The organism is Streptomyces sp. SL06 (assembly GCF_058244745.1).
This window is the reverse complement of sequence record NZ_JBSYOT010000002.1, coordinates 1,890,992-1,914,271: the sequence shown is the minus strand read 5'-3', so window position 1 is coordinate 1,914,271 and position 23,280 is coordinate 1,890,992. Positions and strand designations below refer to the sequence as shown.

Here is a 23,280-nt window from a genome sequence, read left to right as displayed (position 1 = left end):
CTTGCCTTCTTTTCTCGCAGGTTAGGACCGACGGGGTGGGGCGGGCATGCTCCATCTGGGCGTTGTCCGCCGGGCCGGTTGTCCGCCATGGACAGGTGCCGGGCGTGGCGACATGCGGACACATCGACGCGGGCACGGCCGCGTAAGCGGTGAACTCCCCTTGCGAGGGCGTTAGATTGGCTCGCGGACGGTGGCGGAGCGGCTGGTCAGGGGGCAAGGCGATGGACAGCGACGGGAACCGGGACGCGCGGGGCACCCATGCGAATCCGGTGCCGCGCCCGGCGGGACCTCCCCGGGTGCCCGCGGACGCGCCCAGGGTGCCGCCGCGACCCGCGCGGGCGCCGGGCGCGCCACCCGCGTCCGAACAGGCTCCCGGGTCCCCGGCCGGCGTCGCCGCCTGGCTCGACGAGGCGAGGCCGGACGCCCGCACGGGCATCTGGCGCTTCGGCTACCAGCCGCCGAAGCAGCCCCGGGAGAAGCTCGCCCCGGTCAATGTCGCCGGCATGCTGATCCCGCTCCTCCTGGCGACCCTGGTGTGGTCGTTCTGGCGGCAGGGCGTCATCCCGTTCCAGTTCGTCCTGCTGCGGATGTTCACACCGCGCGACTGGTGGTGGGGCGGCACCGTGGCCTCGCCCAAGCCGGTCGAGGGACGGACCGTGACGCTCCCGGGAGCGGACGCCCTCGTCTTCTACGACGGCCTCTTCTTCGTCGCGCTCGTCTTCGCGGTGGCCGTGCTCGGCAGCTGGGTCGCCATCGTCCGCGTCTACGTGGTCCGCCTGCGCCGGCCGGCCCGCGCGCTGGTCGCCGCCCTCCTCGCCCTCCTCGCCCTCAGCTTCGTCTTTCCCGACGCCTTCCCGGGCGTCGGCTGGCCCGCGGTGCCGGTCGTCGATCCGCTGCTCTCCCTGACGGTGCTGATCTCGGACGGCTACGGGCTGATGGCCTCCACCCTGTTCACCAACACGCTGTACGCGGCCGTCACGCTGCTCGTGGTCTGGCCGTTCGCCCGGCTCGGCGCCTGGCGGCCGTACGCCAAGGCGCTGCTCGACGCCCGCCGCCGGACGGCGGACGACCCCGGCACTGCCGGGCCCGACCGCCCCCGTTCCCAGTGGCCCGACCTGCGCGACGCCGGCCAGCACGAGGCCGCCGAGCTGCTCACCGCCGAGGTCGCCGGCAACCGTATGAACGACGTCGACTGCGCCCGGGTGGAGCACGCCTTCACCGTCGCCCGGCGCGCAGGCGGCCTCGACGCCTTCCGGGACACCGTCCTGCGCCAGGGCGGCGCGGCCTGGACGCACCCCTCCGGCGCCCGGGACCTGCCGCGCCGGGCCGCCCGCCACGACCTGCTCACCGGGCAGGTGCGCATCGGCCGCTGGGTGGCGGCCGAGCGCACCCCGCAGCCGTACCAGGAGGCCGGGACGGCCCTCGGCCCGGACGTGCTCGGCACCTCGCTGCTCGCCGTCGGCCCCTCCGGAGCCGGCAAGACCCGCACGCTCGTCGAGCCGGTGACCGAGGCGCTCGCGTTGCAGGCGCTCACCGGGCGCTGCGCCGTCGTCGCCGTCTCCGCCGCGGGAAGCCCGCTGGGAGCGGACGACGCCTTCGACGTGGTCGTGCGCATCGGCGATCCCTCCTCGCTGCACGACCTCGACCCCTACGCCGAGTCCGACGACCCGGACGAGGCGGCCGCCCTCCTCGCCGAAGCACTGGTGGGCGACCTCGAAACGGGCCCGCAGGGAGCGGCCACCGCGCTGGCCCAGTTGCTCGGCCCCTTCCGCGCGGTCCACGGCCGCTTTCCCGCCCTGCCGGAGCTGCGCGAACTGCTGCTGGGCGAGGAGCGGGCGCTGGCCCCGCTGGCGGAGGCGCTCGACGCGAGCGGGAACCACGTCATGCGCCGCGAACTCGACGCGCGCCTGCGGCACACCGGCACGCCGGGCGACGTGGGCCGGGCCCTGGCCGACCGGCTCGCGCTGCTGAACCGGCCGGTGTTCGCGGACTTCTTCGCAGGGGGCGGCCCGCAGCGGCCGTTCTCCTTGCGCGCGGTGGCCCACCATCCGCTGCGGGTGCGGATCGACCTGCCCGAGCGCGGCCACGAGGAGGCCGGCCAGGTGATCACCCGGCTGGTCCTCGCACAGTTCCACGCCGTGGTCAGGGAGCGCGGGCGGGCGCACTTCGCCTGCCTGGTCCTGGACGACGCGACGGGCGCGATCACCGCGGAGTCGGTGCGCCGCATCCAGCGGCTGCGCTCGCAGAACGCGGGCGTGCTGCTCGCCCTGCGCAGCATGGGCGAGGTCCCGGAGCCGCTGCACGGCCCGCTGCACGGCGCGGTGGGCTGCCGTGCGGCCTTCTCCGGGGTCTCCACCTGGGACGGCAGCCGGTTCGCGCAGACCTGGGGCACCGAGTGGGTGGAGACGACGGAGGTCGCCAAGCACACCGTCTTCGCCCATCAGCCGATGACCCGGGCCTTCCACGCGCTGCGCAAGCTGGTGACGGGCAAGGCGGTGACGACGGACGCGGTCACGGTGCGGCAGATCGAGCGCGAGCGCTGGTCGGCCTCCGAGCTGGCGCAGGCCGTGCCGGCGGGCCACGCGGTGCTGTCGCTGACCACCGTGGAGGGGGAGCACGCGCCGCCGCTCCTGGTGGATCTGCGCGGGTGACCCATCGGGGGCGGACAACCGGGTGACCGGACAGTGAGGCAGAATCGACACAGGTCGTTCATACGTGGCGGCCAAAAGGTCACAGTCCGCTCACGTCTCCTCACCTCTCCGCACCCCACGTCACGGATCCGAAGGCCCAGGCCCCATGCCCCCCACGCTCGCCTCGCTCGTCCACCACTCGGCGCTCAAACTGACCGTCCGCGCGGGCGGGGACCGCCTCGACGCGCCGGTGCGCTGGGCACACGTGAGCGAACTGGCCGACCCGGTGCCCTACATGGAGGGCGGCGAACTGCTCCTGATCACCGCGCTCAAGCTGGACGCCGACGACCCGGAGGCCATGCACCGGTACGTGAAGCGGCTGGCGGGCGCCGGGGTGGTGGGGCTCGGATTCGCCGTCGGCGTCAACTACGACGACATCCCCGCGGCGCTGGTCGAGGCGGCGCGCAAGGAGGGGCTGCCGCTCCTTGAGGTGCCGCGCCGCACGCCCTTCCTCGCCATCAGCAAGGCCGTGTCCGCCGCGATCGCCGCCGACCAGTACCGGGCGGTCACCGCGGGGTTCGCCGCCCAGCGCGAGCTGACCAGGCAGGCGCTGACCGACGGCCCGGAAGGGCTGCTGGCCGCGCTCGCCGCTCAGGTCGACGGCTGGGCGGCGCTGTACGACGCCTCGGGCGCCGTCGTCGCCGCGGCACCGGAGTGGGCGGGCCGCCGGGCCGCCCGGCTCACCGCCGACGTACAGCGGCTGGGCGAGCGGCCCGCACCCGCCTCCAGCGTGGTCGGCGGCGCCGAACAGCCCGACCAGCCCGGCAACGGCGACCGGGTCGAACTGCACTCCCTCGGCACCTCCCGCCGGCCCCGCTCCGCGCTCGCCGTCGGCACCGCCGCCGCCCCCGGCACCGCCGAGCGGTACGCCGTCCACTCCGCCATCGCCCTCCTGACGCTCACCACGGAACGCTCCCGCTCCCTGCACGAGGCCGGGCTGCGCATCGACGCGGCCGTGCTGCGCATGCTGCTGGCCGGTGAACCGGAGCACGCGCGCACGGTCGCGGGGGACCTGTACGGCGGTCTGCTGGACGCGCCCTTCCGGATGATCGTCGCCGAGTCGGCCTCCGCGTCCGCCGCGCGGGCGCACGCCGGACCGAAGGCGCGCGTGCCCGCCGCCAGGACCAGGCAGTCCGCCGCCGCGCTGGCCGCCGCCGACACGAACGGCGACCCGCTCGGCGCACTCGCCGAGGTCGTGGAGTCGGCCGCGGCCCGCTCCGGCGAGTCGGTGCTCGTCGTCCCCGAGGGCGAGCGGGTGGTGGTACTGGCCAGGGACGGGGGCGCGGCCGTCGCCGCCTGCGTCGAGTACGCGTCGGCGCTGGAGTCCTCCCGTCCGGCGCCGCAGCCGAGGGCGGCGGGCGAGGAGGAGGGCCTGGTCGTCGGCCTGTCCGCGCCGTCCGGACCCATCGCCGCCTCCACCGCCTACAAGCAGGCCGAACAGGCCCTGTCGGTGGCCCGCAGGCGCGGACGGGTCTGCGTGGAGCACGAACACCTGGCGGCCGGATCGGTACTGCCGCTGCTCGCCGACGACGCGGTGCGCGCCTTCGCCGACGGTCTGCTGCGGGCGCTGCGCGACCACGACGCCACCGGCCGGGGCGACCTCGTCGCCTCCCTGCGCGCCTGGCTCTCCCGCCACGGCCAGTGGGACGCGGCGGCGGCCGACCTCGGCGTCCACCGCCACACGCTGCGCTACCGGATGCGCCGGGTCGAGGAGATCCTCGGCCGCTCCCTGGACGACCCGGACGTACGGATGGAGCTGTGGCTGGCCCTGAAGGCGACCTCGTCCGACTAGGCGCAGCGACCGGGCGGAGCCCGCCCACCTGGCCGCCACGTCGAACAACCCGCCCTCGCCACTACACCCCGGACAAACACCAACCGCCCCGCACCCCCCTACCGTGGACCCGCACCCGTACACACCGTCACCGACGCGGAAGGGCCCGGACTCCACCATGCCAACAGGGAATGTGACAGCCACCCACGCCTTCTGGCTCGCCGGCCGCCAGGCCACCGGCGAGGCCGGTCTCGACGTCACGTCCCCCTGGGACGGCGGCCGGGTCGGCACCGTGAGCCTGCCGACCGACGCCCAGGTCGAGGAGGCCGTGGCCGCCGCGTACGCGGTGCGGGACGAGTTCGCCGCCACCCCCGCCCACGTCCGCGCCGCGGCCCTGGACCACGTCTCGCGGCGGCTGGCCGAGCGCACCGAGGAGATCGCCCGGCTGATCTGCGCCGAGAACGGCAAGCCGGTCAAGTGGGCCCGCGGCGAGGTCGGCCGCGCGGTCTCCGTGTTCCGCTTCGCCGCCGAGGAGGCCCGCCGCTTCAACGGAGGCGAGGCCCAGCGCCTGGACACCGACGCGGGCGGTCAGGGGCGGCTCGCCCTCACCCGCCGCTTCCCCAGGGGCGTCGTCCTCGGTATCGCGCCGTTCAACTTCCCGCTGAACCTGTGCGCCCACAAGATCGCCCCCGCGATCGCCGCCGGCGCCCCGATCATCCTGAAGCCGGCCCCGGCCACCCCGCTGTCCGGCCTGATCCTCGGCGAGCTGCTCGCCGAGACCGAGCTGCCGGCCGGCTCCTGGAGCATCCTCCCGGTGCCCAACGACCGCATGCCCGTCCTCGTCCAGGACGAGCGGCTGCCGGTCATCTCCTTCACCGGCTCCGAGCGGGTCGGCTACGCGATCATGGACTCGGTCCCGCGCAAGCACTGCACCCTGGAGCTGGGCGGCAACGGCGCGGCCGTGGTCCTCGGCGACTGGGCGAGCGACGAGGACCTGGCGTGGGCCGCGAACCGCATCGCGACCTTCTCCAACTACCAGGGCGGCCAGTCCTGCATCTCCGTGCAGCGCGTGATCGCCGACGCGGCCGTGTACGACCGCCTGCTGCCGCGCATCGTCGCCGCCGTCGAGGCCCAGGTCACCGGCGACCCGAACGACCCCGCGACGGACGTTGGCCCGCTGGTCGACGAGGCCGCGGCCGAACGCGTCGAGGCGTGGGTGCGGGAGGCCGTCGAGGCGGGCGCCACGCTGCACACCGGCGGCAAGCGGGACGGCGCCGCATACGCGCCGACCGTCCTCACCGACCTTCCGGCCGACACCACGCTCGCCCGCGAGGAGGTCTTCGGGCCCGTCCTCAGCGTGCGGAAGGCGCACGGCGAGAGCGAGGCCTTCGACGCCGTCAACGACTCCAAGTACGGCCTCCAGGCAGGCGTGTTCACCCACGACCTCCAGGCGGCCTTCCGCGCCCACCGCGCCCTGGAGGTCGGCGGCGTCGTCATCGGCGACGTCCCCTCCTACCGCGCCGACCAGATGCCCTACGGCGGCGCCAAGCAGTCGGGCGTGGGCCGCGAGGGCGTCAGGTTCGCGATGGACGACTACACCTACGAGCGGGTGCTCGTCCTGACCGGCCTCGCCCTCTGACCCATCCGGAGCGGGCCGGCGGCGTCCTCCTACGGGCGCCGGCCGGCCACCTCCCCCGCGAGCAGGTCCCGCAGCGTGGACCAGGAGTGGTCCCAGGTCCATTCCGTACGGACCCACCGGCGGCCCCTGTCGCCCATCTCATGGGCCGCCCGGGGATCGCGGAGCAGCCTGACCAGGCGGTCCGCCGTCGCCGCCACCGAGCGGCCGTCGACGACATGTCCCGTCTCGCCTTCGCGCACGGTGTCCGGGGCACCGCCCGAGTCGCCCGTCACGACCGGGAGTCCGCAGGCTGCGGCCTCCAGACAGACGATGCCCAGGCCCTCCACCTCCAGACCGCCCCTGCGGGTGCGGCAGGGCATGGCGAAGGCGTCGGCGGCGGCGTAGAACGGCGGCAGCGCGTGCTGGGGATGGCCGCCGGCGAAGAACACCGAGTCCAGCACCCCTTCGTCCAGGGCGAGTTGCCGCAGCGCGGGCGCGTAAGGTCCGTCGCCGACCAGGAGCAGTACGGCGTCCGGGACCGACCGGCGGATCCAGGGCAGCGCCCGGACTCGGCCCCGAGGCCCGCGACGGCTTCCAGCAGATCGCCGCCACAGCCCGCTCCTCGATGGCCGAACTGCGCCGCCTGCTCGGCGTGCTGCGCACCCCGCAGGGCGGCGCGGCCCTCACCGCCCCGCAGCCGACCCTCGACCACCTCGGCGAACTGGTCGAGCAGCACCGGGCGGTGGGCGGCGCGGCCGAGTTGCGGATCACCGGGCAGCCGGAGCCGCTGCCCGCCGCGTGGGAGCTGTCCGCGTACCGGATCACCCAGGAGGCGCTGACCAACGCGCGCAGGCACGCGCCCGGCGCCCGCACCGTGGTGGAGGTCGACTACGGCGCCGACCGGCTGCTCACCCTGCGCATCCGCGACGACGGCCCGGCCGCGGACGCCCGTCCGGAGTCCGGCCCCGGCACCGGCCACGGCCTGACCGGGATGCGGGAGCGGGCGGCTCTGGTCGGGGGCCGGCTCAGCGCGGGCGCGGAGCCGGACGGCGGGTTCCTGGTGGAGGCGGAGCTGCCCTGGGGGGCCGGGTGAGCGCCGTGCGGCGAGCGGGGGAGACGCGGGTGATCAGGGCACTGGTCGCCGACGACCAGGCGGTCGTGCGCACGGGCTTCGTGAACCTCCTCGACACCCAGGAGGACATCGAGGTCGTCGGCGAGGCGGCGGACGGCGCGCAGGCGGTGCGGATCGCCGGCGAGACCCGGCCCGACCTCGCGCTGCTCGACATCCGGATGCCGCACAAGAACGGCATCGAGGCGGCCCGCGAGATCCTGGCCGCGTCCGGCGGTGCGACCAGGGTCCTGATGCTGACGACCTTCGGCCTCGACGAGTACGTGTACGACGCGCTCGCGGCCGGGGCGGGCGGCTTCCTGCTCAAGGACGCCACCTTCCCCGAACTGCTGCACGCGGTACGGGTGGTGGCGGACGGCAACGCCCTGCTCTCGCCCGAGATCACCAAGCGGCTGATCGCCGAGTTCGTGCACGCGCGGGCGTCCCGGCCGCCGGTCCGCGCGGCCGGTGACCTCACGGCCCGCGAGACGCAGGTGCCGACGCTGATCGCGCGGGGGCTGTCCAACGCGGAGATCGCGGACCGGCTCACCATCACCGACCACACCGTGAAGACCCACATCAACCGGCTGTTCGCCAAGCTGGAGCTGCGCGACCGGGCCCAGGCCGTGATCGTCGCCTACGAACTGGGCCTGGTGAGGGCGGGCGGCGAGCCGGGGGCCCGGCACTCCTAGGGACCCTCAGCCGGAGAAGCCGACGTGCGCGAGCCGCAGAGCGCCGCGCAGCCTGACGCGGAGATCGTGGACGCCCTCGGCGGCGAACGCGGCGCCGAGTTCCACGTAGTCGTACGGCCCCGCCGTGGGCGCCGTCGGTGACAGCGCCGCCACCGACGGGCCCCCGTCGAGGGCGATCTCCACGGTGCCCCCGCCCGCGACCGACACCGCCACCCGGCCGACGCCGGTACCGAAGTCGCAGTCGCGGTAGAGCAGTTCGCCCGTCCGGTCGGCCACCGGCGTCACCGCGTCGCCCGTGACCTTCGTCCGGTCGACGATCTCGGTGCCGCTCTGCTCGTCGAAGTCGGCCGCCTCCAGGCCGCGTTCACGGACCGGGCGCGGGGCGGCGGGCTCGCCGTCGACGGTGAGGGTCGTCTCCAGGCGCACGTCCGCGCTCGACGCGCCCACCAGCAGCGCGTACGGGCCCGGCTCCAGCCGCCACCGGTCCAGTGCCACGTCCCAGAACGCCAGGGCGGACAGCGGGACTTCGAAGGACACCGCCTCCGTGGCGCCCGGGGCGAGGGTGAACCTGCGGTGGGCCAGCAGTTCGCGGCGCGGGCGCGGCACGGACGGGTTCTCGGCCCGGACATAGAGCTGCGCCACCTCGTCGGCGGTCACCTCCCCCGTGTTGGTGACGGTGAAGGACACGGCCACCTGCCCGTCGGCCGTGCTCGCCGCCAGGTCCGCGTAGGAGAAGGACGCGTACGACAGGCCGTGTCCGAACGGGAACAGCGGCGTCCCCTCGAAGTACAGGTAGGTCTGGCGGCCGCCGATCACGTCGTAGTCGAGCAGCTCGGGCAGGTCGGCGTCGCCCGCGTACCAGGTCTGCGGGAGCCGCCCGGCGGGGAGACGTCCCCGGCCAGCACCCGGGCCAGCGCGGTGCCGGCCGCCTGGCCGCCGTGCGCGGTCCACAGCACCGCCGGGAGCGCCCGCGTGTCGACGGCGTACGGGTAGGCGGACACCAGCGTCAGCACGGTGCGCGGGTTGGCGGCGCGGGCCACGCGCAGCAGCCCTTCCTGGTGGCCGGGCAGCCGCAGCGTCGTACGGTCCTCGGTCTCGCGTCCGTTGATGTGCGGGTCGTTGCCCGCCACCACCACGACCACGTCCGCCTGCGCGGCGACCCGTGCCACCGCGTCCTCGCCGCGCTCGGTGACGAGCACCTCGAAGATTTCCGGGGCGTCGTCGTCGCGGGCGGCAACCCGCACGCCGTCGGCGGCGACACAGACGTGACGACCCGTACCCGAGTGTCTCAGGAGGTGTCCGGCCCCGTGGGGTTCCAGGCGGAACGTCTCCTGCACGACCCAGCCGCCGGGCTGGTCGGCGGAGGCGCGGACGTAGCCGTCCTCGGCGACGGACAGATACCGGCCGTCGGGCGCGCGCAGGGTGAGGACGCCCTCGCCCCAGTCGACGAGCGCGAGTTCGGTGCCGGCGGCGTCGGTGGTGAGGGGCGGCAGGTCGGTGCGGCCGGTCAGCAGGGCCGGGTCGAGGGCGCCCTGGGCGCCGCGCGCCGGGTCGGCGGCGTCGTCCGCCGAGGGCACGTGCAGGAAGGCACCGGCGGCCGTCTTCAGCCGTACCCGGTCCACGCCCTCCGCGAAGCTCACGCGTTCGGCGCCGAACCGCTCGTACAGGCCCTCCAGCGCAGTGGAGCGGTGGATGAGCGTGCCGCTGTACCAGTCGAGCTTGCACTCGTCGGCGAGCAGCCCGACGACGGCGACGCGGGTGTCGGGGGCCAGCGGCAGCACACCGTCGTTCTTGAGCAGCACCACCGCCTGCTCGGCCGCCTCCCGCGCCAGCGCCCGGTGCTCGGGGGTGTCGAAGTCCGTGGCGGTGTCCGCCGTGACGGCGTACGGGTCGCGCTCCGGGTCGAACTCGCCGAGGCGGAAGCGCACCGACAGCTGCCGGCGCACGGCCGTGTCGATGTCCGCCTCGGTCAGCAGGCCGCGCTCCAGGGCGCCCCGGACCCGCGCGACGATCCCGGCGGAGTCCGTGCCGTGGTCGGTGAAGCTGTCCACCCCGGCCCGCAGCGCGGCGGCGGTCGCCTCCTCGTGGGTGTCGAAGTAGTGCTCGGAGTCGACCAGGTTGGAGGGTGCGCCCGCGTCCGAGCAGACCAGGAGATCCTCCTCGGTCCAGGCGCGCAGATGCCGGCCGAGGTGGGGGGAGACGTGGTTGGGGCGGCCGTTGACCAGGTTGTAGGCCGGCATCACCCCGGCCACCGCACCCGCCTCGACGGTCTCGCGGAAGGCCCGCAGATCGTACTCGTGCAGGACGCGCGGGCGGACGGACGACGAGCACGTGTCCCGGTCGGTCTCGTTGTTGTGCGCGAGCCAGTGCTTGAGGACGGGCGCCGTGCGCCAGTACACCGGATGCCCGCCGCGCAGGCCGCGGGTGTAGGCGGTGGCGATGGCCGAGGTGAGCCTCGGGTCCTCGGAGTAGCCCTCCTCGTTGCGGCCCCACAGGGGGTGGCGCAGCAGATTCACGGTCGGGGACCAGACGTTGAGGCCGACGCGGTCGTCGCGGGCGCGCATCGCCCGGGTCTCCTTGGACACCGCCTCGCCGATCCGGCGCACCAGGTCCTCGTTCCAGGTCGCGCCGATCCCCACGGCCTGCGGGAACACGGTCGCCGGGCCCATCCAGGCCACACCGTGCAGCGCCTCCTGCCCGGTGCGGAAGGCGGCGATGCCGAGCCGCTCCACGGCGGGCGCGAACTGGTGCAGGAACCCGGTCTTCTCATCGAGTGTGAGCCGCGACAGCAGGTCCTCGACGCGCTTCGCGAACGGCAGACGCGGATCACGGAAAGGCGGCGCGGGCGGCGTGGGTGCGGTCACGTGGAGTTCCCCTTGCGATGGAGCGGCGAGACGCTTTCGAAGCGCTTCGATGCTCATTGGCCACCGGGCCGGGTGTCAAGCCACTTGGGCGCATCACCTCCGACTTCTCGTCCCCGTCCCAGGGGTGTCCCCGGGGTACATGAGCCGGTTCGACCACTACCGGCATCCCGATACCTCGGAGGAATTCTGGAATCGGCTCTTGTGCACCCCCAGGCGTTCACTTAACCTCGCAGCAACATCGAAGCGCTTCGACTAAGAGGCTTCCTCCCGGACGTGCACGTGAGGTGCGACGGACACCGGGCATTCCTCCGACGACCGCTTCGGCTCAGCCAGTTCCACTCGAGACACCGCAGCCGACGGCCACCGCCGGGTGTCCTGGTGCGCCACGAAGGGTTGACGCAATGACGCCGAACGCCGCCTCCGGCCCCAGCCGGAGAAAGTTCCTCGCCTCCACGGCGGTCGCCACCGCAGCGGTGGCGGGAGGGATGCCGCTGCTGACCGCCTGCGGCGGATCCGACGGCGGTTCGCGGGACGGCACCACCTCGGGCAAGGACGCCAAGAAGCTGCTTCCGGCGTACGTGGCCGGCAACGTGGTCACCCCCGACATCCCGAGCAGGAACGGCTCCGCGGTCGGCTTCACCGGCAAGCTCGACCTCGCGGACCTGAAGACCTCGGTGCCGAAGAAGCTCGGCGAGGGCGGCAGGGTCACCGTCATGTCGCCGTTCTGGGGTTCACCGCCGAAGGCCGACAACGCCTACTACCGGGCGATGAACGACCTCATCGGCGTCGACGTGGTCTGGCAGAACCAGGACGGCAACACCTACGACCAGAAGCTCGGCGCGGTCCTCGCCTCCAGCGAGGTGCCCGACGTGGTGGTCGTACCCGGCTGGAACATGACCGGCAAGATACCCAGCGCCATCATCGGCAAGTTCGCCGACCTCGGCCCCTACCTCTCCGGGGACGCCGTCAAGGACTTCCCCAACCTCGCGGCGATACCCACCGACGCCTGGCAGCGGTCCATCTTCGGCGGCAAGCTGCGTGGACTGCCGATGCCTTCCTCGTACGTGACCGGCATCGTGCCGCTGTACCGGCAGGACATCTTCGAGAAGGAGGGCTACGAAGTCCCCCGCTCCTGCGACGAGTTCATGGCGCTGGCCAAGGAGGCCACCAACGCCAGGGCCAAGCGCTGGGCCTGCCTGGACATGAAGTGGACCGCCTTCAACGCCTTCGGTGTGCTCTCCGGCAACGAGAAGTCGCTCGGCTGGAACCAGGCCGACGGCAAGCTGGTCTACCGCGTCGAGACCGACGAGTACCTCGAAGCCCTGGAGTGGACGCGCAAGCTGTTCGCCGCCGGCGTCGTGCACCCCGACGCCAGGCTGGGCAAGAGCAACGCCACCGACCCCGGACCCAAGTTCGCCGCGGGCGAGTTCCTCATCTACAACCAGGACTCCTCGCAGTGGTGGAGCCGCACCGCCGAACAGGCCACCCAGAACCCGCAGTTCAAGATCTGGGGGATGGACATCTTCGGCCACGACGGCGGCGACCCCACGCTGTGGGCGCAGAACCCGGCCGGCATCTTCGCCTTCGTCAACAAGAAGGCGTCCGAGTCCGTGATCCGCGACGTGCTCGCCGTCGCCAACGTCACCGCCGCGCCGTACGGCACCAAGGAGTACATGGCCACCAACTACGGCGTGGAGGGCACCCACTACACCGTCGAGAACGGTGTGCCCACCAAGACCGACCAGGGCAACATCGACGTGATGAACGCCTACGTGATGGTGGCGAGCCCCGCCGCGACCATCGCCCACCCCGACTTCCCCGAGGTGGCCAGGGGACAGGTCGAGTGGCAGCAGCGGATGGGCGCCTTCACCAGGAAGCCCGCCTTCTACGGCATGCAGATCACCGAACCCGCCCGCTACACCAACCTCTCCAACGACTTCGAGCAGTTGGAGGACGACATCGTCCGCGGCCGCAAGAAGATCGCCGACATGCAGCAGGCCGTCTCCGACTGGCGGAGCAAGGGCGGCGACCGACTCCGCGACTGGTACAGGAAGCTGCTCGACGACAACGGCACGGCGGCGAGCTGACCGGTACCGAGGCAAGGAGAACGGCCGTGTCCCACAGCACGGTGCCTCGGACCAGGGCCGAGGCCGATGCGACGAAGAAGGCCCCGGCGGCGTCCGACGCCGCCACCGGCTCCACCGGGAGAAAGCCGCACACCGGCAGACTGAGCCTGCGCCTGCGGTTCCGGCGCGACCGCGTACTGCTGCTGATGACGCTGCCGGCCGTCCTGCTGGTGCTGCTCTTCAACTACGTACCGATCCTCGGCAACGTCGTCGCCTTCCAGGATTACGACCCCTACATCAGCGACAACGGGATCGTCTCCATCCTGCACAGCCCCTGGGTGGGCCTGGAGAACTTCCAGCGGATCTTCGAGGACTCCGCCTTCTGGAACGCCGTGCGCAACACGCTGGTGCTGTTCGTGCTCCAGCTCGTGCTGTACTTCCCGATCCCCGTCGCCCTCGCGCTGCTCATCAACAGCGTGGTCCGCCCCCGGGTGCGGGCGATCTCGCAGGCCATCCTCTACCTGCCGCACTTCTTCTCCTGGGTGCTGGTCATCGCCGTCTTCCAGCAGTTGTTCGGCGGTGCCGGGCTGCTGTCCCAGCTCCTGCGCGACCACGGGTACGACGGGCTCAGCCTCATGACCGACCCGGACACCTTCAAGTTCCTGGTCACCGCGCAGAGCGTGTGGAAGGACGCGGGCTGGGGGATCATCGTCTTCCTCGCCGCGCTCGCCTCGGTCAGCCCCGACCTGTACGAGGCCGCCGCGATGGACGGCGCGAACCGCCGGCGCCGGATGTGGCACGTCACGCTGCCCGCGCTGCGTCCGGTGATCGCCCTGCTGCTGGTGCTCCGCGTCGGCGACGCCCTCACGGTCGGCTTCGAACAGATCCTCTTGCAACGCGACGCCGTCGGACCAGGAGCCGCGGAGGTCCTCGACACCTTCGTGTGGTGGAACGGCGTGCGCAACCAGGACTTCGGCTACGCGGCCGCCGCGGGGCTCGTCAAGGGCGTCATCAGCCTCGGCCTGGTCCTCATCGCGAACAAGGTGGCCCACCTCATGGGCGAGCAGGGGGTGTACAAGAAGTGACCGCCGTACGGGAAGTGACCGCGTCCGCCGTCGAACCGGCGCGCGCACCCGGCCGTTGGGCGGCCCCGCCCCGGCCCGTGTGGGAGGAGCCGCCCGGCCGGGCCGGACTCGCCGGCAAGGCGACGGTGCTGCTCCTGGCCTGCCTGGCCATCCTGTTCCCGCTGTGGATCGTCGTCGTCACCAGCCTCTCCTCGCGCAAGACCATCGACCGGGCCGGCGGGCTGGTGATGATCCCGAAGGACATCACCTTCGTCGCCTACCAGGAACTGCTCAGCGGCGGCCAGGTCACCCGGGCCGCGCTCGTCAGCATCGGGATCACCCTCGTCGGCACCCTCTTCTCGATGGCGGTGTCGGTGCTGTGCGCCTACGGACTGTCCCGCAGCGGCTCCCTCGGCCACCGCTGGATCCTGATGGTGCTGCTGGCCACGATGTTCTTCAGCGCGGGCCTCATCCCCACCTATCTGCTGGTGCAGTCCCTGGGCCTCACCGACAGCTATCTGGCGCTGATCCTGCCCAGCGCGATCAGCGTCTTCAACATCCTGGTGCTGCGCGGCTTCTTCATGGGCATCTCGCAGGAGCTGATCGACAGCGCCCGCATCGACGGCGCCGGTGACCTGCGCATCCTGTGGCAGATCGTGCTGCCGCTGTCCCGCGCGGTCGTCGCCGTGATCACGCTGTTCTACGCCGTCGGCTACTGGAGCGCCTGGTTCAACGCCTCCCTGTACCTGAACGACCAGGACATGCTGCCCCTGCAGAACGTCATGATCCAGCTCGTGCAGAAGCAGGAGGCGCCGGTCGGGCTCGGCCAGGCCATCAAGACCGGTGAACTCTCCGGCCTGGCCGTGCAGATGGCCGTGATGGTGATGGCCCTGCTGCCGGTGGCCGTGCTCTCGCCCTTCGTCCAGCGCCACTTCAAGAAGGGGATGCTCACCGGGGCGGTGAAGGGCTGATGCCGAACCTGTCGGACGCCACCGGCCGCCGCATCCTCTACGGCGGCGACTACAACCCCGAGCAGTGGCCCGAGGAGACCTGGCACGAGGACATCCGCCTGATGCGGGCCGCCGGCGTCAACTCCGTCACCCTCGGCGTCTTCTCCTGGGCGAAGCTCGAACCCCGCCCCGGCGTCCACGACTTCGCCTGGCTGGACCGCCTCATGGACCTGACGCACGCGAACGGCATCGGCGTCGTGCTCGCCACCCCCACCGCCTCGCCCCCGCCCTGGCTCGGCCACCTCCACCCCGACACCCTCCCCCGCGACGAGGACGGCCGCACCGAGTGGTGGGGCGGCCGACAGCACTTCTCGCACTCCAGCACCACCTACCGCCGCCACGCCGCCGCCGTCACCGAGGCCCTGGCCGCCCGCTACGCGGACCACCCGGCCCTCACCATGTGGCACATCAACAACGAGTACTGCACCTACGACCACGGCGAGGAGGCCGCCACCCGCTTCCGCCGCTGGCTGAGGGACCGGTACGGCACCCTGGACGCCCTCAACACCGCCTGGGGCACCGCCTTCTGGAGCCAGGGCTACGGCGACTGGGCCGAGGTCGCCCCACCGCGCCGCGCCCACTATCTGAGGAACCCGAGCCAGCTCCTCGACTTCCGGCGCTTCACCTCCGACATGCTCCTGGAGTGCTTCGCCGCCGAGCGCGACATCGTCCGCCGCCACACCCCGCACCTGCCGGTGACCACGAACTTCATGCCGCTGTGGTTCGGCCAGGACGCCTGGCGCTGGGCCGAGGAGGAGGACGTCGTCTCCGTCGACCTCTACCCCGACCCGCGCGACCCCTTCGGCGCCCAGGAGGGCGCCCTCGTCCAGGACCTGACCCGCTCCCAGGCGCGCGGCCCGTGGATGCTCATGGAGCAGGCCGCGGGACCCGTCAACTGGCGCGGCGCGAACCACCCCAAGCCGCGCGGCCTCAACCGCCTGTGGTCCCTACAGGCCGTGGCCCGGGGCGCCGACGCCGTCTGCTACTTCCAGTGGCGCCAGTCGCGGCAGGGCGCCGAGAAGTTCCACTCCGGCATGGTCGGCCACGCGGGGGAGCGGGGGCGCACGTACCAGGAGGTCAAGCAGCTCGGCGCCGAACTCGCGAAGCTCGGCCCGTACACGGCGGGCGGCCACGTCGGCGCCGATGTCGCCGTCCTGCACGACTGGCACTCCTGGTGGGCCGGCGCCCAGGAGGCCCGGCCCTCCACCCGCTTCGACCACGCGGACATCCTGCGCGCCTGGCACCGCGCCCTGTGGTCGGCCCACCTCACCACCGACTTCGCCCACCCGGAACACGACCTGAGCCGGTACAGGGCGGTCGTCGTCCCCCAGCTCTACGCGCTCACGGACGCGGCGATCGACAACCTCCTCGCCCATGTCCGCGGCGGCGGCACCCTCGTCTGCGGCTTCCTCACCGGCGTCGCCGACATGGACGACCGGATCCGGCCGGGCGGCATGGACGCCCGGCTGCGCGAGCTGTTCGGCATCCGCACCCTGCACGAGTGGTGGCCGCTGGAGTCGGACGAGACGGCCGCCTGCGACGGCTTCCGCGGCACCCTGTGGTCGGAGGAGATCGAGTCCGACGGCACCGCGACCGAGACGCTCCACTACAAGGGCGGCGAGCTGGACGGGCTGCCGGCCGTCCTGCGCAAGGGCGGCGCCTGGTACCTCTCGACGCTCCCCGAGCCGGAGGCGCTGCGCGACCTGCTCGCCCGCGCCGCCGCCGAGGCGGGCGTCCGTCCGGTCCTCGACACCCTCCCGGCCGACGTGGAGGCCGTACGCCGCGGAAGGCTGCTGTTCCTCCTCCACCACGGCCGCGACCCGGTCACCGTCGACGTGCCGGGCACCCACCGCGACCTGCTGACCGACGCGACCGTCACCGACCGCGTCACCCTCGGCCGCTACGGCGTGGCCGTCCTCACGGAGGCGGCCTCATGACCGGCACCCCGGCGCACGACACGCCGGTGCACGGCACCTGGGAGCCCGAGCCCGCCGCCCGCTGGGAGGACGCCTTCCTGACCGGCAACGGCCACCACGGCGCCCTTGTGTTCGGCGATCCGAACAACGACCGGGTCATCGTCACCCATCACACCCTCGTCCGGCCCGACGGCGAGGACGAGCACCGCCGCCCGCCCCGCCTCGCCGCCGGACTCCCCGCGCTCCAGGACCGCCTGCTGGCCGGCGACACCGCCGCCGCCGAGTCCTTCACCGACGGCCGCCCGCTGCGATGGGTGCGCCCCTTCCACCCGGCCTTCCAACTGCGCCTGGACCGACCGCCCGGCGACACCCGCGCCGGCCACCACCGCGGCGTCGACTTCACGACCGGCGAGACCACGGCCACCTGCGGCACATGGACCAGCCGCGTCTTCGTCTCCCGCGCCGACGACGTGATCGTCCAGCGCGTCACCGCCCCCGACCTCGCCCTCGACCTGTCCCTCGACCCCCGCCTCCCCGGCGCCCCCGCCGCACTGGCCGTCGGCCACGGCGCCGTCCTCACCCCCGAGGGCGCCGTACTCAGCCTGCGCGCCCGCTACCCCGGCAGCGACCTGGCCTACACGGGCGTCACCCTGGCCGCCGTCACCGGCGGCAGCACACGGCTGGCGCCGCCCGGAGTCCTCGTCAGGGGCGCCACGGAGCTGCTGCTCCTCACCCGGGTGCGCCGGCACACCGGCGAGCTGGACGTGGTCGCCGAGAGCCGCGCCCTGCGCGCCCTGCGCGACACAGCCTCGTACGACGGTCTGCTCGACCGGCATTGCGCCCTGCACCGCACCGCCTACGACCGCGTCACCCTCGACCTCGCCGCCGACCCCGCCGAACGCGCCCTGCCGGGCTCGGAACTGCTGCGCCGGCCCCCCGGCGCGGCCCTCCTGGAGCGGCTCTTCGCCGCCGGCCGCTACCACCTGCTGTCGGCGAGCGGGCTGCTCCCGCCCCGCCTGACGGGACTGTGGACCGGCGACTGGAACACCGCCTGGTCCGGCGCCTTCACCACCAACGCCAACCTCAACCTCCAGACCGCCTCCGCCGCGGCGGCCGCCCTCCCCGAGGTCACCGAGGCCCACGCCGCCCTGGTCCACCGGCAGCTCCCGGACTGGCGGGACAACGCCCGCGCGATCTTCGGCACCCGGGGCGTCGTCGCGCCCTCGCACACCGACGGCGAGTCGGGGCACACGTACCACTTCAGCCGCGAGTACCCGCTCCACCTGTGGACCGCCGGCGCGGACTGGCTGCTCAAGCCCCTCGTCGACCACGACGAGACCCGCGGCGCCCGGGACCCCCGTACCGTCGCCGCGCTGGCCGAAGTCGCCCTGTTCTACGAGGACTTCCTGACCCGCACCGATGCGGACGGCCATCTCGTCGTCGTCCCCTCCTACTCGCCGGAGAACCGTCCCGCGAACGCGAGCTGGGGCACCGTCGACGCGGCCATGGACCTCTCCGCCGCCCGGCACGCCCTGCTGACCGCCGCCGAGCACCACCCCGCGCACGCCGAGCGCTGGCGCGCCCTCGCCGACCGCCTCCCGCCGCACCGGACCAACGCCGACGGCGCCCTCGCGGAGTGGGCCCGGCCCGGCCTCGCGGACCGCTACGACCACCGCCACCTCAGCCACCTCTACGGCGTCTGGCCGCTCGACGAGATCAACCCGTACGACACCCCCCGCCTCGCCGAGGCGGCCCACCGCGCCCTCGAACTGCGCGGCGCCGAGAACGACTCGGCGCACGGCCACCTCCACCACGCCCTGATCGCGGCCCGGCTGCGGGACGGCGAACGGGTCGCCCACGCCCTCGGCCGGGTGCTCGACGGGGACTTCTTCCACGCGTCCCTGATGAGCGCGCACTACCCCCGCCGCGAGGTCTACAACGCGGACGCCGCCCACGCCCTGCCGGCCGTGCTCATCGAGATGCTCGTCCAGTCCACCCCCGGCCGGCTGGTCCTGCTGCCCGCCCTCCCCGCGTCCTGCCCGCGGGGCGAACTCCGGGGCGTGCGCACCCGCTTCGGCGCGGAACTCGACCTCGCCTGGACGCCCGACGGCGACGCGAGAGCCGTCCTGCGCCCCGGCCGTACCCAGCGCATCGAACTGAGGACCTCCTCCGGCACCGAGTCGCTCGACCTCGTCGCCGGAGAGAACCGCGTCATCAGCGCCACGAGTGCCAAGGCGCGGTAGCCCCCCGCACCCCCACCCATGGAAGGACACCCATGGCACCACGCACCCGCACCCCACGCACCCGCACCCTGACCGCCCTCCTCGCCCCGGCCCTCGCCCTCGGCGCCACGGTCGGCCTCGCCTCCGCCCCCGCCCAGGCCGCCGTCTGGGACTCCTGCGACCAGTGGGGCAACACGAGCCTGAACGGCTACACCCTCTACAACAACATCTGGGGCTCCGGCGCCGGCAGCCAGTGCGTCTGGGCCAACTCCGGCACCAACTGGGGCGCCTGGGCCGACCACCCGAACACGGGCGGCATCAAGTCCTACCCGAACGCCAAGAAGGTGATCAACAAGCCGATCACCTCCCTCACCTCGCTCACCAGCGACTACGACGTGACGGTGCCGTCGTCCGGCGCGTACAACACGTCGTACGACATCTGGGACACGGACTACGACTACGAGATCATGCTCTGGGTCAACCAGAACGGAGCCGTCGGCCCGCTCGGCAGCGCCCAGGGCTCCGTCACCCTCGGCGGCCACACCTGGAACGTCTACAAGGGCGACAACGGCGCCAACGAGGTCTTCTCGTTCCTGCGCACCTCGGACTCGAACTCCGGCAGGGTGGACATCCTCCCGATCCTGAAGTGGATCAAGGACACCAAGGGCTGGATGGGCAACGAGACCATCGGCGACGTGCAGTTCGGCTACGAGATCACCTCGTCCGCCGGCGGGCTCGACTTCCGCACCAACAACCTGACGGTCAGCGGCGGCTGACGCACCGCACCACGGTGAAGGGGCCGGCCCGCCCGGGGCCGGTCCCTTCACCCGCTCCGGGCCCGGCGGGAGTGGCGGCTACGGCCGGACGGGCGCCGGTCCCGAGCTGGCCCGGACGGTCAGCTCCGGCGCGAGCAGCACGACCTCGTCGCTCCCGCGTCCCCCGAGCTTGGCGACCAACTGCTCCACGGCGTGCCGGCCCATCTCCTGCGCGGGCACGGCGACCGAGGTCAGCCGCACCGAGGCCTGGGCGGCGACCTGCTCGGGGCAGACCGCGACCACCGACACGTCCTCGGGCACGGCCCGGCCCTGCTGGCGCAGCAGGGCGAGCAGCGGCTCGACCGCCGATTCGTTCTGGACGACGAACCCCGTGGTGTCCGGACGTTCGTCGAAGAGCCGGGCGAGGGTCGCGGCCATCGCGTCGTACCCGCCCTCGCAGGGCCGGTGCAGCAGCCGCAGCCCCAGCTCCCGGGCCCGGGTGCGCAGCCCGTCGAGGGTGCGTTCGGCGAAGCCGGTGTGCCGCTCGTAGACCGCGGGAGCCTCGCCGATGACGGCGATGTCGCGGTGCCCGAGCCCCGCCAGATGTTCCACGCACAGCGCCCCGGTCGCCCTGAAGTCCAGGTCGACGCAGGTCAGCCCGGTGGTGTCGGCGGGCAGTCCGATCAGCACGCACGGCTGGCCGGTGCCCCGCAGCAGGGGCAGCCGTTCGTCGTCGAGTTCGAACGTCCATCAGGATCATCGCGTCGGCGAGCCCGCTGCCGGTGACGCGGCGCACCGCGTCGGGACCCTCCTCGCCGGTGAGCAGCAGGATGTCGTACCCGTGGGCGCGCGCACTGGTCGCGACCGCGATGGCGATCTCCATCATCACCGGTACGTACATGTCCGTGCGCAGGGGGATCATCAGCGCGATGATGTTCGACCTGCTGCTGGCCAGGGCGCGGGCGCCGGCGTTCGGGTGGTAGCCGAGCTTGCGGATGCTCTCCTCGACCCGCTGCCGGGTGCCGGTGGAGATGGACCGCTTGCCGCTGAGGACATAGCTCACCGTGCTCGCCGAGACTCCGGCATGCTGGGCGACCTCGGCGAGAGTGACCATCCAGCTCTCCAAGCTTCGTGAAGCGCTTCGACAGCGCGCGTGGGGCGGGCAAGGGCAAGGGTACGAGCGGGTGAGGGTGGCTCGACATTAACCTCAGCGCCGACGGGTGTCCATACGTCGTCGAAGCGCTTCGACGGCTTTCTTCCCCCGGTGTCTCCCGGCTCTCCCGCCCATCCTCTCGCGTCCGCGGCCATCGGCCGAACGGCGGCACGAAGGGTGGTGGGTCCGTCCCGGAACGGGTACACACGATCGGGTAGCACCGACTAGCAACGTACGTCGGCGAGTTCCCTCATGAGGGGCTCCGCGGGCGTACCACCCTTCGATGCCGATTCGCGGCGAGGTGAGCCTCATGTCCGCCCCAACCACCCCCTCCTCCCGATCCACCGTCACCGAACGCGAGGCACGTCAGGTCGCCGAGGCGGCCCGGGAACAGGACTGGCGCAAGCCCAGTTTCGCCAAGGAACTGTTCCTCGGCCGCTTCCGCCTCGACCTCCTCCACCCCCACCCGCTCCCGGCCGACGAGGACGCCCGGCGCGGCGAGGCCTTCCTCGCCAAGCTGCGCGACTTCTGCGAGACGAAGATCGACGGGGCCGTGATCGAGCGTGACGCGCGGATCCCCGACGAGGTGGTCACGGGGCTGAAGGAGCTGGGCGCCCTCGGCATGAAGATCGACACCAAGTACGGCGGCCTCGGCCTCACCCAGGTCTACTACAACAAGGCCCTCGCCCTGGTCGGATCCGCCAGCCCCGCGATCGGCGCGCTGCTCTCCGCCCACCAGTCGATCGGCGTGCCGCAGCCGCTGAAGATGTTCGGCACCCAGGAGCAGAAGGACACGTTCCTGCCGCGCTGCGCCCGCACCGACATCTCGGCGTTCCTGCTGACCGAGCCGGATGTCGGCTCGGACCCGGCCCGCCTCGCGACCACCGCCGTGCGGGACGGCGACGACTACGTCCTCGACGGCGTGAAGCTGTGGACGACCAACGGCGTCGTCGCCGACCTGCTCGTCGTGATGGCCCGCGTCCCGAAGCCGAAGGGCGGCGAGGGCGGCGAGGGCGGCAGGGGTGGCATCACCGCGTTCGTCGTGGAGGCCGGCTCCGAGGGCATCACCGTCGAGAACCGCAACGCCTTCATGGGCCTGCGCGGCCTGGAGAACGGCGTCACCCGCTTCCACCGGGTGTGCGTCCCGGCCGCGAACCGCATCGGAGCGGAGGGCACCGGCCTCAAGATCGCCCTGACCACTCTCAACACCGGCCGCCTCTCGCTGCCCGCCATGTGCGTCGGCGCCGGCAAGTGGTGCCTGAAGATCGCCCGCGAGTGGTCGGCGGTGCGCGAGCAGTGGGGCAAGCCGGTCGCCCTGCACGAGGCGGTCGGCTCGAAGATCGCGTTCATCGCGGCGACGACCTTCGCGCTGGAGGCGGTCCTCGACCTCTCCTCCCAGATGGCCGACGAGGACCGCAACGACATCCGCATCGAGGCCGCCCTCGCCAAGCTCTACGGCTCCGAGATGGCCTGCCTGATGGCCGACCACCTGGTCCAGATCCGCGGTGGCCGCGGCTTCGAGACGGCCGCGTCCCTCGCGGCCCGCGGCGAGCGCGCGGTACCGGCCGAGCAGATCCTGCGCGACCTGCGCATCAACCGGATCTTCGAGGGCTCCACGGAGATCATGCATCTGCTGATCGCCCGCGAGGCCGTCGACGCCCACCTCTCGGTCGCCGGTGATCTGATCGACCCCGACAAGACCCTGTCCGACAAGGCGCGGGCGGGCGCGCAGGCCGGTGCCTTCTACGCCAGGTGGCTGCCGAAGCTCGTCGCGGGACCCGGCCGACTCCCGCGCACGTACGCCGACTTCCACCCCTCCGGCCACCCCGACCTCTCCGGTCACCTGCGCTTTGTCGAGCGCGCCTGCCGCAAGCTCGCCCGCTCCACCTTCTACGCCATGTCCCGCTGGCAGGGCCGGATGGAGACCAAGCAGGGCTTCCTGGGCCGGATCGTGGACATCGGCGCGGAGCTGTTCGCGATGAGCGCCGCCTGTGTGCGCGCCGAGCACCTGCGCACCGAGGGCGACCACGGCCGCGAGGCCTACCAACTCGCCGACGCCTTCTGCCGCCAGGCCCGGCTGCGGGTCGAGGAACTCTTCGGCCGCCTGTGGAGCAACACCGACGACCTCGACCGCAAGGTCGTCAAGGGCGTGCTGGGCGGCGCCTACGAGTGGCTGGAGCAGGGCGTCGTCGACCCGTCGGGCGACGGTCCCTGGATCGCGGACGCCACCCCGGGCGAATCACGGCGGAAGAACGTGCACCGCCGCATCGGGTAGCACGGCCACCCCGTGGCCCCCGGCCGGCACGGACCGACGCCCACGCCCCCGGAATGTGTCCCACCGCACACGCCCG

Annotated in this window: 11 protein-coding genes and 4 pseudogenes; 12 read left to right on the top strand and 3 right to left on the bottom strand. The window is 73.0% G+C overall.

Going from position 1 to position 23,280, the window contains the following annotated elements; translation table 11 throughout:
- The first annotated feature begins 221 nt into the window (after window positions 1–221).
- From AC4IHM_RS08500 to AC4IHM_RS08490, 3 genes are all read left to right on the top strand, one after another.
- Window positions 222–2,651: an ATP/GTP-binding protein gene (locus AC4IHM_RS08500; RefSeq protein WP_490866467.1), complete on the top strand. Its 2,430-nt coding sequence runs from the start codon at window positions 222–224 to the stop codon at window positions 2,649–2,651.
- 145 nt (window positions 2,652–2,796) lie between these two features.
- The gene (locus tag AC4IHM_RS08495; protein ID WP_490866466.1) at window positions 2,797–4,482 is read left to right on the top strand and encodes a PucR family transcriptional regulator; all 1,686 of its coding nucleotides are present in this window, start codon (window positions 2,797–2,799) and stop codon (window positions 4,480–4,482) included.
- A 172-nt stretch (window positions 4,483–4,654) separates the two neighbouring features.
- Window positions 4,655–6,100, top strand: a complete 1,446-nt coding sequence (locus tag AC4IHM_RS08490; protein WP_490866465.1) for an aldehyde dehydrogenase family protein — start codon at window positions 4,655–4,657, stop codon at window positions 6,098–6,100.
- A gap of 29 nt (window positions 6,101–6,129) precedes the next feature.
- Here the strand turns inward: AC4IHM_RS08490 and AC4IHM_RS08485 are convergent.
- Window positions 6,130–6,648: pseudogene (locus AC4IHM_RS08485) on the bottom strand (glycosyltransferase); the annotation flags it as partial.
- Here AC4IHM_RS08485 and AC4IHM_RS08480 point away from each other — a divergent pair.
- Both AC4IHM_RS08480 and AC4IHM_RS08475 read left to right on the top strand, forming a co-directional pair.
- Window positions 6,642–7,172 (top strand): annotated as a pseudogene (locus tag AC4IHM_RS08480) (sensor histidine kinase); the annotation flags it as partial. The pseudogenes AC4IHM_RS08485 and AC4IHM_RS08480 overlap by 7 nt on opposite strands.
- A gap of 29 nt (window positions 7,173–7,201) precedes the next feature.
- Window positions 7,202–7,879: a response regulator gene (locus AC4IHM_RS08475; RefSeq protein ID WP_490866464.1), complete on the top strand. Its 678-nt coding sequence runs from the start codon at window positions 7,202–7,204 to the stop codon at window positions 7,877–7,879.
- Window positions 7,880–7,885: 6 nt separating this feature from the next.
- Here the strand turns inward: AC4IHM_RS08475 and AC4IHM_RS08470 are convergent.
- Window positions 7,886–10,743, bottom strand: a pseudogene (locus tag AC4IHM_RS08470) (glycoside hydrolase family 3 C-terminal domain-containing protein).
- A gap of 401 nt (window positions 10,744–11,144) precedes the next feature.
- On the opposite strand from AC4IHM_RS08470, the gene AC4IHM_RS08465 reads away from it, so the two are divergent.
- From AC4IHM_RS08465 to AC4IHM_RS08440, 6 genes are read left to right on the top strand one after another with little or no spacing between them, the layout of a single operon-like run.
- Window positions 11,145–12,830: an extracellular solute-binding protein gene (locus tag AC4IHM_RS08465; protein WP_490866463.1), complete on the top strand. Its 1,686-nt coding sequence runs from the start codon at window positions 11,145–11,147 to the stop codon at window positions 12,828–12,830.
- 26 nt (window positions 12,831–12,856) lie between these two features.
- A complete protein-coding gene (locus AC4IHM_RS08460; protein WP_490866462.1) occupies window positions 12,857–13,894 on the top strand; it encodes an ABC transporter permease in 1,038 nt (345 codons plus the stop codon).
- Entirely contained in the window at window positions 13,891–14,844 is a 954-nt protein-coding gene (locus AC4IHM_RS08455) for a carbohydrate ABC transporter permease (protein WP_490866461.1), read from the top strand. Before AC4IHM_RS08460 ends, AC4IHM_RS08455 begins: the two co-directional genes overlap by 4 nt.
- Entirely contained in the window at window positions 14,844–16,820 is a 1,977-nt protein-coding gene (locus AC4IHM_RS08450; protein WP_490866460.1) for a beta-galactosidase, read from the top strand. Before AC4IHM_RS08455 ends, AC4IHM_RS08450 begins: the two co-directional genes overlap by 1 nt.
- Complete coding sequence (locus tag AC4IHM_RS08445) at window positions 16,817–19,042, top strand: glycosyl hydrolase family 95 catalytic domain-containing protein (RefSeq protein WP_490866459.1); 2,226 nt, start codon at window positions 16,817–16,819, stop codon at window positions 19,040–19,042. Before AC4IHM_RS08450 ends, AC4IHM_RS08445 begins: the two co-directional genes overlap by 4 nt.
- A 32-nt stretch (window positions 19,043–19,074) precedes the next feature.
- Entirely contained in the window at window positions 19,075–19,797 is a 723-nt protein-coding gene (locus AC4IHM_RS08440) for a glycoside hydrolase family 12 protein (protein WP_490866458.1), read from the top strand.
- Between the two features lie 78 nt (window positions 19,798–19,875).
- Here the strand turns inward: AC4IHM_RS08440 and AC4IHM_RS08435 are convergent.
- Window positions 19,876–20,890 (bottom strand): annotated as a pseudogene (locus tag AC4IHM_RS08435) (LacI family DNA-binding transcriptional regulator).
- Window positions 20,891–21,239: 349 nt separating this feature from the next.
- Here AC4IHM_RS08435 and AC4IHM_RS08430 point away from each other — a divergent pair.
- Complete coding sequence (locus tag AC4IHM_RS08430) at window positions 21,240–23,204, top strand: acyl-CoA dehydrogenase family protein (RefSeq protein ID WP_490866457.1); 1,965 nt, start codon at window positions 21,240–21,242, stop codon at window positions 23,202–23,204.
- The last annotated feature ends 76 nt before the right edge of the window (window positions 23,205–23,280 follow it).

Excerpts from the sequence above, each read along its gene's own strand:
- AC4IHM_RS08500 (WP_490866467.1), top strand. The coding sequence starts at position 222 with ATGGACAGCGACGGGAACCGGGACGCGCGGGGCACCCATGCGAATCCG.
- AC4IHM_RS08495 (WP_490866466.1), top strand. The coding sequence starts at position 2,797 with ATGCCCCCCACGCTCGCCTCGCTCGTCCACCACTCGGCGCTCAAACTG.
- AC4IHM_RS08465 (WP_490866463.1), top strand. The coding sequence starts at position 11,145 with ATGACGCCGAACGCCGCCTCCGGCCCCAGCCGGAGAAAGTTCCTCGCC.
- AC4IHM_RS08450 (WP_490866460.1), top strand. The coding sequence starts at position 14,844 with ATGCCGAACCTGTCGGACGCCACCGGCCGCCGCATCCTCTACGGCGGC.
- AC4IHM_RS08445 (WP_490866459.1), top strand. The coding sequence starts at position 16,817 with ATGACCGGCACCCCGGCGCACGACACGCCGGTGCACGGCACCTGGGAG.
- AC4IHM_RS08440 (WP_490866458.1), top strand. The coding sequence starts at position 19,075 with ATGGCACCACGCACCCGCACCCCACGCACCCGCACCCTGACCGCCCTC.
- AC4IHM_RS08430 (WP_490866457.1), top strand. The coding sequence starts at position 21,240 with ATGTCCGCCCCAACCACCCCCTCCTCCCGATCCACCGTCACCGAACGC.